A 10,908-nucleotide genomic window follows, 5' to 3' on the forward strand; every position below is an offset into this window, starting at 1 on the left:
CTCGGGTGGCGTTCACACCAGCCCCCACCCCTATCGTAACCCTCAGTTCAAAGGCGCACGTCGCGCCTTGCATCAGCGCCTGGCCCAAGCAAGCCGGCCCGTGATCATTGAGGAGTCTTGCGTGCATATCGCCCGAACCGTTTTCCGCGACGACCATGAGATGTTCCGCACCACCGCGCGCCGTTTTTTCGAGCGCGAATGCGTACCGCGTCAGGCTGCCTGGGACAAAGCCGGCCAAGTCGACCGCGAGACCTGGCTCAAGGCCGGCCGTGAAGGCTTGCTCGGCATCACCCTGCCCACCGAATACGGTGGAGGTGGCGGCGACTTCGGTCACAGCGCGGTGTTCAACGAGGAGTTCGCCCGGGCCGGCGTGAGTGGCGCCTACTTCGGCATGCACTCCGACGTCATCGCCCCGTACATCAATCGCTGCGGCAGCGAAGAACAGAAACAGAAGTGGCTGCCGGGCATCTGCTCCGGCGAGACCATCCTGGCCATCGCCATGACCGAACCCGGCACCGGCAGCGACCTCAAGGCCGTGCGCACCACCGCCGTGCGCGATGGCGACGAATACGTGATCAACGGCAGCAAGACCTTCATCAGCAACGGCCTGACCGCCGACCTGGTCATCGTCGTGTGCAAGACCGACCCGGCCGCCGGCGCCAAAGGCATCAGCCTGATCGCCGTGGAAGCCACCCGTGCCGGCTTCAAGCGCGGGCGCAAGCTGGAGAAAGTCGGCCAGGCCGCCGCCGACACCGCCGAGCTGTTCTTCGACAACGTGCGCGTACCGGTCGGCAACCGCCTCGGCGAGGAAGGTCTGGGCTTTGCCTACCTGATGGGCGAACTGCCCCAGGAGCGCTTCTCGATCGCGGTGTCCGCCGCCGCGAAACTGGAGCGCCTGCTTGAACAGACCCTGGAATACGTGAAGGACCGCAAGGCCTTCAACCAGACCGTCTGGGACTTCCAGAACAGCAAATTCAAGCTCGCCGACATCAAGGCCCAGGCCACGGCCATGCGGGTGATGGTCGACTACTACCTGGGCGAGCACATGCGCCGCCGCCTGACCCTGGAAGAAGCGGCGATCGCCAAGCTCTACACCACCGAAACCCTGTGGAAATGCATCGACGACATGGTCCAGCTGCACGGTGGCTACGGCTACATGATGGAGTACCCGATCGCCCGCGCGTTCGTCGACTCGCGCGTCAATCGCATCTACGGCGGCACCAGTGAAGTCATGCGCGAAATGATCGCGCGCAAGCTCTGACCCTCAAAAACAAAAAAGGAAACACACGATGAGCAATAAGGTATTCGTTGCTGGCGTCGGCATGATCCAGTTCAAGAAACCGGGGACCAACGAGCCCTACGACGTCATGGGCGAACAAGCGATCCGCCAGGCCCTGGCCGATTCGGGTGTGGATTTCAATGACATCCAGCAGGCCTACGCCGGTTACGTCTACGGCGATTCGACCTGCGGCCAGAAAGCCCTGTACCGCGTGGGCATGACCGGCATCCCGCTGATCAACGTCAACAACAACTGCGCCACCGGTTCCAGCGCCCTGTTCCTCGCTCGCCAGGCCGTACAAAGCGGCGCGGTGGACTGCGCCCTGGCGTTTGGCTTCGAGCACATGAACCCGGGTGCCTTGAAATCCGCCTGGACCGATCGCGCACCGGCCACCGAACGCGCCCTGGTGCTGGCCAACGAACTGATCGGCATGCCTGACCTGCCCAACGCCATCCGCCAGTTCGGCGGCGCCGGCTACGCGCACATGCAGAAATACGGCACCCCACTGGAAACCTTCGCCAGGATCCGCGCCAAGGCCAGCCGTCACGCGGCCAATAACCCGCTGGCGGTGTTCCGCAACGTGGTCAGCACCGAAGAAGTCATGGCCGCCCCGATGTTGTGGGAAGGCGTGATGACGCGTCTGATGGCCTGCCCGCCGACCTGTGGCGCTGCCGCGGCCATCGTGGTGTCCGAGGCGTTCGCGAAGAAGCACGGTCTGCGCACCGACGTGCTGATGGCCGGCCAGGCGCTGACCACCGACCTGCCAAGTACCTATGACGCCAGGGACATGATCCGCGTGGTCGGTTTCGACATGACGCGCATGGCCGCTGACATTGCCTACAACCAGGCCGGTATCGGCCCGAAAGATGTCGACGTCATCGAGCTGCACGACTGCTTCGCCCAAAACGAACTGCTGACCTACGAAGGCCTGGGCCTGTGTGCCGAGGGCGAAGGCGCGCGACTGGTCAACGACGGCGACAACACCTATGGCGGCCAATGGGTCACCAACCCGTCCGGCGGCCTGCTCTCCAAGGGCCACCCGCTGGGCGCCACCGGCCTGGCCCAGTGCTATGAGCTGACCCACCAATTGCGCGGCACCGCCGAACAACGCCAGGTGCAGGACGCACGCATTGCCGTGCAGCACAACCTCGGCCTGGGCGGCGCCTGCGTGGTGACCGTGTACCAGAAAAACTGACGCGCCCGCTCAGCAAAGGAGCCATTCAGATGATCGACAAGAAACACATCGGCAGACAACTGCCCACGTTCCTCGTGACCGCCGAAGCCGGGCAACTGCGCTTTTTCGCCAAGGCCACCGGGGAAACCAACCCGATTTACTTTGACGAACAAGCCGCGCGCGATGCCGGGCATCCCAACCTGCCGCTGCCGCCGACCTTCCTGTTCTCGCTGGAATTCCAGATTCCTTCGAACGCCTGGCGCGACGAACTGGGCATCGTCACCGCGCGCATTTTGCACGGCGAAGAATCCTTCCGTTATCACCGCATGGCCTATGCCGGCGACACGTTGCGCTTCGATGTGCGCATCGCCGACATCTACGACAAGAAAGGCGGCGCCCTGGAATTCGTGGTGCGCGAAACCCGAGTCACCAATCAGCACGGTGAGCATGTTGCGGACCTGCGCAGCGTGCTTGTGCAGCGCAACAGCTGAAGCGGAGAACACAGATGAACGCGATAAGCCTGGAAAAAATCAACATCGGCGACACCCTGCCGCCATTGGCCCTGCCGCCGATCAACCGCACCACCCTGGCCTTGTTCGCCGGTGCGTCGGGGGATCACAACGCCATCCACATCGACACCGATTACGCCCGCCGGGCCGGCATGCCCGATGTGTTTGCCCACGGCATGCTGTCGATGGCGTACCTCGGTCGCCTGCTGACGCAGTGGGTCGATCAGCGCCAATTGCGCGAGTTCGGCGTGCGTTTTCTCGGCATCACCCACCTGGGCCACCAGATCACCTGCACCGGTGCCGTCGTCGACCGCTTTGAAGTCGACGGCGAGCAACGCATCAAGGTTGAAGTGCGCACCACCAATCAATACGGCGAGACCAAGATCGTTGGTGACGCCGTGATCGCTCTGTAAACAACACTGATCACTGAGGAGCAACACCCCATGGCAAAACTCGAAGGCAAAGTCGCACTGGTCACCGGTTCCGGTCGCGGCATCGGTCAGCAGATCGCCCTGAAACTGGCGAGCGAAGGCGCGCGCATCGTGATCAACGACCTGGACGCCGATCCGGCCCACGAGACCGCTGAAATGATCCGCAAGCTGGGTGGCGAAGCCGCTGTCTGCCACGGCAACGTCAGCGCCCCTGACTTCGGTGACCGCTACATCAAGACCGCGATGGACAACTTCGGCAGCATTGACGTCATCGTCAACAACGCCGGCTACACCTGGGACGACGTGATCCAGAAGATGAGCGACGAGCAGTGGTACGCGATTCTCGACTGCCACATGACCGCGCCTTTCCGCATCCTGCGTGCGGCCTACCCGATCATCAAGGCCCAGGCCCAGGCCGATGCGGCGGCAGAGCGCGAAGTGTTCCGCAAAGTGGTGAACATTTCTTCGGTGTCGGCCCTGAACGGCAACGCCGGGCAAATGAACTATTCCTCGGCCAAGGCCGGCGTGATCGGCATGACCCGTGCGCTGGCGCGTGAATGGGGTCGTTTCAAGGTCAACGTCAACGCCGTGGCTTTCGGTTTCATCGAAACCCGCATGACCAAGGCCGACGCCCACGCAGGCGCCACGGTGAACATCGAAGGCCGTGACATTCGTGTCGGCATCAGTCCGGAAGCGGCCAAGTCGTTCGCCCAGCGCAACCCGCTGGGTCGTCCGGGCACCGTGCAGGAAGCGGCGGACGCGGTGTATCTGTTCTGCTCGCCGGAGTCGAACTACATCACTGCCCAGACCATCGCTGTCGCCGGCAATCTGCAATAAGTCTCTGTGGCGAGGGCGCTTGCTCCCTCGCCACAATCGCTGTGTTCAAGTTTTGATGACCGCAGGATCACACCATGAACATGACTGAAAACAACATCCGCCTGGCCGCCATCAAACTGATCTCGCGTAACGGCTACGGCTCGATGAGCCTGCGTCAGCTCGCCACTGAAGCAGGCATCAACGCCTCGACGCTGTATCTGTACTACAAAGGCAAAAACGAACTGCTACTGGAGCTGATCCTCGAGTACTTCCAGGGATTGTCCCGGGAGTGGACGCGTCGCCGGCCGAAAAAGGCTGTCACCGCCGATGTAAAACTGCTCGCCTTTATCGCCTGCCACGTGCGCTATCACCTCGAACACCAGGACGAGGCGATGCTCGGCAACCTGGAATTCAGAAGCCTCGCCGAAGAGGATCTGGAGCAGGTCCGCCAGGCGCGGCGCCTGTACCTCAAAGCGTTGCAGGAAGTTCTGGAGCAAGGGGTCAAGGAAGGTTCGCTCAGTTGCGCCGAACCGAAACTGATGGCCCGCACCCTGTTCAACATGCTCACCCACGCCTGCGTCTGGTACCAGGACAATGGTCGCTGGGGGATCGATGACGTTATTCGGCATTACTCGGAACTGGTGCTGAAGATGCTCGGTGCCACGCCCATCACTTCACCGCGGGTCGCTGTGCCGCGAGCCGTACTGACCCGGCGCGCCGTGCCAATGGAGGTACGCCCGTGAGCAATCTCATGCAACCGTTTTCCATGGCCGGCAAGACCGTTCTGGTGGCCGATGCCACCACCCGGCTGGGCGCGCATTTCGCCCGTCTGACCAGCCTTGCCGGAGCCCGGGTGGCCCTCGGCGCAAAGCATCCTTCGCAACTGGAGCAATTGGCCGCCGACCTGCGCTGGGAAGGTGGCGAAGTGTTGATCGTCAGCCTCGACAGCGCCCGCCGCCCCAGTATCGAAGCCGCGCTGGACGCCGTGCAGGAGCGTTTCGGCAGTGTCGACGTGCTGATCAATAACAGCGCCGAATGCGAACACGTTGCCCTGAACAATCACGTCGTTCACTGCACCAGCCTGCATATGATCAGGGCCGAACGCGGTGGCAGCATCGTCAATATCGAGCCGCCACCGCGCCCCATCAGCGAGCCGAACCCCTGCCTGCGCACCGACAGCAGCCTCATTCGGATGAGCCGCGCCATGGCCCAGTCGCTGACGCCACACCGCATACGCGTCAACGTTATCGCTGCCGGTCAAAGCAAGAACGCCGGCCTGCAAGAACTGGATGGTCCGCTGCTGTTGCTGGCCAGCGGTGCCGGTGCCAGCGTCACCGGTGCCGTGCTGCATATCGACAATGCAGGCCTCTGACGGCCTGCCCGGTTTCCGGCACCACCCGCGCCAGGTATGTCGCCGGAGCTCCCGTTCGATCAACGGCCACTGCAGGAGCGAGCTTGCTCGCAATGGCGCCGGCTCTGCCGGCATTGATGCTGGATGGGCTGACGCCTTCGCTGGCCAGCCCCCTGCAACCACCTGATTCGGGTGGCGTGTCGTCCCTGATGACGCTTGAACATGCTGCCTGGTCGCCCTGCGCGACGCCCGTCAACAAGGAGCCAGTCAGATGACTCGCATAAAAAAGTGGCTGCCGAAACTCGCCCTGATGGCGACTACGGTCATGGCGCTGTCGGCAACGGCCGGCGCCGCGGAAAAACCCAACATTCTGGTGATCTTCGGTGATGACATCGGCCAGACCAACATCAGCGCCTATTCCATGGGCGTGGTCGGCTACAAGACCCCCAACATCGACCGCATTGCCCACGAAGGCATGCTGTTCACCGACTACTACGCGGAGAACAGCTGCACCGCCGGGCGCTCGTCGTTCATCACCGGGCAATCACCGCTGCGTACCGGCCTGACCAAAGTCGGTGTACCGGGTGCGCCGATCGGTATTCAGAAACGCGACATCACCATCGCCCAGGCGCTCAAGGGCCTTGGCTATGCCACCGGCCAGTTCGGCAAGAACCACCTGGGTGACAAGGACGAATTCCTGCCGACCAACCACGGCTTCGACGAGTTCTTCGGCAACCTCTATCACCTCAACGCCGAGGAAGAGCCCGAGCGCCCCTACTGGCCCAAGGATGACCCGGACTTCGTCAAGTCCCGCACGCCACGCGGGGTGATTCACAGCTTCGCCGACGGCAAGATCGAAGACACCGGCGCGCTGACCACCAAGCGCATGGAAACCATCGACGACGAAACCACCGCCGCCGCCCAGGCGTTCATGGAGAAGCAGGCCAAGGCGGACAAACCGTTCTTCGTCTGGATGAACACCACGCGCATGCACGTGTTCACCCATGTACGCGATTCGATGAAGGGCCAGAGCGGCATGCCCGGCAACGAATATGCAGACGGCATGCTCGAACACGACGGCGACGTCGGCAAACTGCTGAAGACCCTCGATGACCTGAAAATCGCCGACAACACCATCGTCGTCTACACCACCGACAACGGCCCGAACCAGTTCTCCTGGCCGGACGCGGCGACCACGCCGTTCCGCAACGAGAAAAACTCCAACTGGGAAGGCGCGTATCGCGTGCCGGCGATCGTTCGCTGGCCGGGCAAGATCAAGGCCGGTGAAGTGTCCAACGAGATGTTCTCGGGCATGGACTGGTTCCCTACGCTGCTTGCAGCGGCGGGTGAAACGGACGTTAAAAACAAGCTGCTCAAAGGCTGGGCACCCACCTCGGGCGGCACCAGCTTCAAGGTGCATCTGGACGGCTACAACCAGTTGCCCTACCTGACCGGCCAGCAGCCCAAGGGCGAACGTCGCGAGTTCTACTACTTCAACGATGACGGCGTGCTGGTGTCGATGCGCTACGACAACTGGAAAGTGGTCTTCGCCGAGCAACGCGAACCCGGCGGTTTCGCGGTGTGGAGCAGCCCCTTCGTGCCGTTGCGCGTGCCCAAGCTGTTCAACTTGCGGATGGACCCTTATGAGCGGGCAGATGTTGTGTCTGACCAGTACAACGACTGGATGGTGAAAAACTCTTACCTGCTGGCAGCGGGCGTGGCCAAAGCCGCGAGATTCCTGCAGACCTTCATCGAGTACCCACCCAGCCAGAAACCGGCCAGCTTCAGCATCGACCAGATTCGTGCGGCGGTAGACGCGAAGATCGAAGAGAAAAGCAAGGCACCGGCCAAGCCTTGATGTCAGGCCGCTGTCCACAGGCGAGTGGATGGCGGCCTTTTTTTTGCGGCTGTAACTGGTTTGTGAAACACAGTCCCTTGTAGGAGCTGGCTTGCCAGCGATGGTCTCAATTGCCCCGCGTTTAACCCGCTTATACGCGTTACCGTTAACGATCATCGCCAGCAGGCTGGCTACAGGTATTGCGTAAGATCCCTTTTTTCACCCAATCACTCTGGCATACACCGCACGATCCACATTCCCGCCCGACAACACCACGCCGACCTTTTTCCCCGCCATCGCCTCACGCTCCTGCATCAGCGCCGCCAGGGCCGCCGCACCGGCGCCTTCTGCGAGGTTGTGGGTATCGGTGTAATACACGCGCATGGCCTCGGCGATCTCATCCTCGCTGACCGATACGATTCGCGCCGCGGCCGCCCCGTAGATATCAAAGGCGGCGGGCACCGGTTTGCGCACGGCCAGGCCGTCGGCGAAGGTATTGGCCGTGGCGGTTTCGAGGATTTCGCCCGCTTCAAAGGATAATTTGGCCGCCGCTGCCTCGGTGGACACCACGCCCACCACCCGGGTGTTCAGGCCCAATGCGTCACGGGCGGCGATCACCCCGCAGATCCCCGAGCCACAGCCAATCGGCACGTAGACGGTATCCAGGTCCGGCGCGGCCTTGAACAGTTCCAGCGCATAGGTGGCCACGCCCTTGACCAACTCGGCATGGAACGGCGGCACCAGATACAAGCCATGCGCTTGCGCCAGGCGCGCGGCCTCTTCACGAGCCTCGTCAAAATCGCGGCCATACTCGACCACTTCGCCGCCAAAGCCGCGCATGGCGTTGTTCTTCTCCAGCGAATTGCCCTGTGGCACGACAATCAACGCCCGCAAACCCAGGGCGCTGGCCGCCAGTGCCAGGCTCTGGCCGTGGTTGCCGCGAGTGGCGCTGACAATCCCCCGGACGTCAGGGTGCGTAGCCTTGAGCCAGTGCATGAAGGTGATGCCGCCACGCACCTTGAACGCACCGGTCGGCGTGTGATTTTCGTGCTTGACCCACACCGTGCAGCCCAGGCGTTCGGCCAGCAAGGGCCAGGCGTACTGGGCGGTGGCCGGCATGACCTGGTACACGTGGCGTGCCGCGTGTTCGATTTCGTCGCGAGTCAGTCTGTGCATGAAGGGTCTCCCTGAGGTTTTGCCCAGTCTAGACAGGGCTCGATCACCCCGGCTTTCAGAAAACTGACCTGACTTTTGCGCGGCCTGTTCATTACTATGGTGGGCATGAGCCATCGAAACCGCCCACCCTCCCCGCTCCCATCTGAACCGGCCCGTCGTGTCGAGGCCGGGCCCTGGGCGATCGAGTTGCTACCCGGCGCCGCTTATGCGACCCGATATGTGGCCACCCAATCGGCGATCGGCTTTGCCTTCGACAGCCAGCGAGGCCTGCACGCCATCGGCAGCGACCGGGTCCTGCCCTTCGAAGCCATGCCCAATGGCCTGGCCTTCGTCCCCGCCGGGTGCGATGTGCTGTCCGAGTCGCCCAACGGCGGTGAATACCTGCGGGTCATGCGCACCGATGGTGTGCCATTGGTGGGGGACCGCGCGTTCAACAATCGCATCGATCAGCAGGCCATAACCCTGGCACTGCGAATGCGCGCGGCGTTGTTACGGGCTTCTGCCCTGGACGATTGGGAAGCCTGGGCACTCGCCCTCGCTGAACGGACCAACGACCATCAGGCAAAGTCGGCGCCCGCCCTGGGCGCCATCACCGCCAGCCGGATGCGGCTGCTCGACGAGTTCATCGACGCAGGCCTCGACGGTCCGCTGGGTGTACAGGCGATGGCGGACTTGCTGGGATTGTCCGAGGGCTATTTCATTCGCGCCTTCAAGCACGCGACGGGCCAAAGCCCGCACAGTTACCTGATCGACCGCCGTGTGGCCAAGGCCCGTGCACTGATGCGCGACTCAACCACCACCCTGGCGCAGATCGCCCACACTTGTGGTTTCAACTCCCAGGCGCACATGGCGACCACGTTCAGGCAACGCCTTGGTGTGAGTCCGGTGCAGTTGCGCAGGTAGCCGAGGTCTCTGCATCCTCTGCAACGTTGCGTCGCACGCTCATCCCGACGCCCGCTCCCTTTTACTGGAGCAGGCTATCGCAGGCCGAATCCCAGCCCCCCTACTCAGCCAATTGCAACCGCAACCGGCTACGACGGGACAGCCCCGCCTGCAAGGCGAACGCCACGATCACGGTCGAGGGTGCGGAAAAGCTGCTCCAGCCGGGGCCGGAAAACATCAGAGCCAGTCCCAATCCCGTGGCGCCGAACCAGGCGCTCAAGCCCGCCGAATTGAACGCGGTCACCCGTTCGAGCGCGGCCACGTCACTGCGGCCGCAGAGAATCTGCGCCAACGCCACGCCGACCCAGGCCACGACGAAAATGCCTTGATAAGCCAGGGCCTTGAGCAGGTAGGCAAACACATCGGCGAGCATCAGACCGTAGACGATCACCCCGACCGCCAGCGCCCACGCCAGGTACGAACCGCGCACGCCAAAACGCGCAAAGAACGCCTGCATGTTCATCGTCGCCAGGTAGTAGTTGGCGGTGTTGATCCGGGTTTGCGTGGCCCAGACGAACAACAATCCCCACAGCCCCATCATTTGCAGGATCGCCATGACCACCGAAACTTCGTTCAGTGCGCCTTCATGGGGAATGCTGCTGACCAGATAGATGCCCGCCGCGCCATTGAGCACAAAGGTCACCGCGTAGAACGGCATGCCGAAGTTCCAGCGGCCGTGGTACTCGGCGTCCTCGGGCTTGCCGAAACGGGCGTAGTCGAAGGTGAACAGCATCAGCACCCAAACGCCCATGTAGGCGACGAAGCAGTCCCACCACCCGAAGGCACTGGGGGTTGCCGGGCCGAAATCCAGCCATTGCGGCTGGTAGCCATAACGACTGATCGACAGCCCCACCGCCACCAGCAAACCACCCAGGTACACCGGCAGCAACACGCCGTTGAGCTTGTCCAGCCAGTGCTGCACGCTGCCCAGGATCATCGGCACGCTGTACAGCACCACCAGCAACGCCGCCAGCGGGAAGATCAACTGCGGGTACAGGTGGTTGAGCGCCACGGCGATCACCGAGCCTTCGAAAACCGCGTAATAGATGGCCGTCGAGAAGAAGATCAGGGTCGCCAGGCAGGCCCCGGTGCTGCCGAACAGCAACCGAGAAAACAACGCCACCGACAACCCGCTGCGGATGGCAAAGCGACTGAGCACCGTGTTGACCAGGCCGTAGCTGATCACCGACAGCAGCATGCCGATCAGGGCATTGCGGGCGCCGTACGACAACGCCAGTGATGCGCCGACCACGATGTAGAACATCGCACTGCAGACCGCCCACCAGGCCATGGTCAGGGACAGTCGGCCCATGCGCGCGTCGGCGGGAACGGGGTGATTGGCCGGGTCTTGCCCGGTTTGACTCGATTGCGATAAAGCAGCCATATGCGTGAA

The 10,908-nt window shown here is 62.8% G+C and carries 11 protein-coding genes; 9 read left to right on the top strand and 2 right to left on the bottom strand.

Going from position 1 to position 10,908, the window contains the following annotated elements; genetic code table 11:
* The first annotated feature begins 160 nt into the window (after positions 1-160).
* The 8 genes from ACGJAX_RS24270 to ACGJAX_RS24305 all read left to right on the top strand — a co-directional run bounded on the left by ACGJAX_RS24270 (position 161) and on the right by ACGJAX_RS24305 (position 7,418).
* On the top strand, positions 161-1,261 hold the full coding sequence (locus tag ACGJAX_RS24270; protein ID WP_245706732.1) for an acyl-CoA dehydrogenase family protein: 1,101 nt from the start codon (positions 161-163) through the stop codon (positions 1,259-1,261).
* A 28-nt stretch (positions 1,262-1,289) separates the two neighbouring features.
* Positions 1,290-2,474: a lipid-transfer protein gene (locus ACGJAX_RS24275; protein WP_090320291.1), complete on the top strand. Its 1,185-nt coding sequence runs from the start codon at positions 1,290-1,292 to the stop codon at positions 2,472-2,474.
* 29 nt (positions 2,475-2,503) lie between these two features.
* Positions 2,504-2,944 (top strand): MaoC family dehydratase N-terminal domain-containing protein, encoded by a 441-nt coding sequence (locus ACGJAX_RS24280; RefSeq protein WP_090320288.1) that lies wholly within the window; start codon positions 2,504-2,506, stop codon positions 2,942-2,944.
* Between the two features lie 14 nt (positions 2,945-2,958).
* Positions 2,959-3,375 (top strand): MaoC family dehydratase, encoded by a 417-nt coding sequence (locus ACGJAX_RS24285; RefSeq protein WP_090320285.1) that lies wholly within the window; start codon positions 2,959-2,961, stop codon positions 3,373-3,375.
* A 30-nt stretch (positions 3,376-3,405) separates the two neighbouring features.
* Complete coding sequence (locus ACGJAX_RS24290) at positions 3,406-4,230, top strand: SDR family NAD(P)-dependent oxidoreductase (protein ID WP_090320282.1); 825 nt, start codon at positions 3,406-3,408, stop codon at positions 4,228-4,230.
* Between the two features lie 74 nt (positions 4,231-4,304).
* Positions 4,305-4,952, top strand: a complete 648-nt coding sequence (locus tag ACGJAX_RS24295; protein WP_247254950.1) for a TetR/AcrR family transcriptional regulator — start codon at positions 4,305-4,307, stop codon at positions 4,950-4,952.
* Complete coding sequence (locus ACGJAX_RS24300) at positions 4,949-5,581, top strand: SDR family NAD(P)-dependent oxidoreductase (protein ID WP_390956450.1); 633 nt, start codon at positions 4,949-4,951, stop codon at positions 5,579-5,581. The genes ACGJAX_RS24295 and ACGJAX_RS24300 overlap by 4 nt, the downstream gene beginning before the upstream one ends.
* A gap of 250 nt (positions 5,582-5,831) precedes the next feature.
* Entirely contained in the window at positions 5,832-7,418 is a 1,587-nt protein-coding gene (locus tag ACGJAX_RS24305; RefSeq protein WP_090320275.1) for an arylsulfatase, read from the top strand.
* Positions 7,419-7,616: 198 nt separating this feature from the next.
* Here ACGJAX_RS24305 and ACGJAX_RS24310 read toward each other — a convergent pair whose 3' ends face one another.
* Positions 7,617-8,573: a threonine dehydratase gene (locus ACGJAX_RS24310; protein WP_390956451.1), complete on the bottom strand. Its 957-nt coding sequence runs from the start codon at positions 8,571-8,573 to the stop codon at positions 7,617-7,619.
* A gap of 96 nt (positions 8,574-8,669) precedes the next feature.
* On the opposite strand from ACGJAX_RS24310, the gene ACGJAX_RS24315 reads away from it, so the two are divergent.
* On the top strand, positions 8,670-9,476 hold the full coding sequence (locus ACGJAX_RS24315) for a helix-turn-helix domain-containing protein (RefSeq protein WP_390959983.1): 807 nt from the start codon (positions 8,670-8,672) through the stop codon (positions 9,474-9,476).
* Between the two features lie 100 nt (positions 9,477-9,576).
* Here the strand turns inward: ACGJAX_RS24315 and ACGJAX_RS24320 are convergent, their stop codons facing one another.
* Positions 9,577-10,899, bottom strand: a complete 1,323-nt coding sequence (locus tag ACGJAX_RS24320; protein ID WP_390956452.1) for a purine-cytosine permease family protein — start codon at positions 10,897-10,899, stop codon at positions 9,577-9,579.
* Positions 10,900-10,908 lie beyond the last annotated feature (9 nt).

The organism is Pseudomonas moorei, assembly GCF_042846945.1.
Taxonomy (GTDB): Bacteria; Pseudomonadota; Gammaproteobacteria; order Pseudomonadales; family Pseudomonadaceae; genus Aquipseudomonas; species Aquipseudomonas moorei.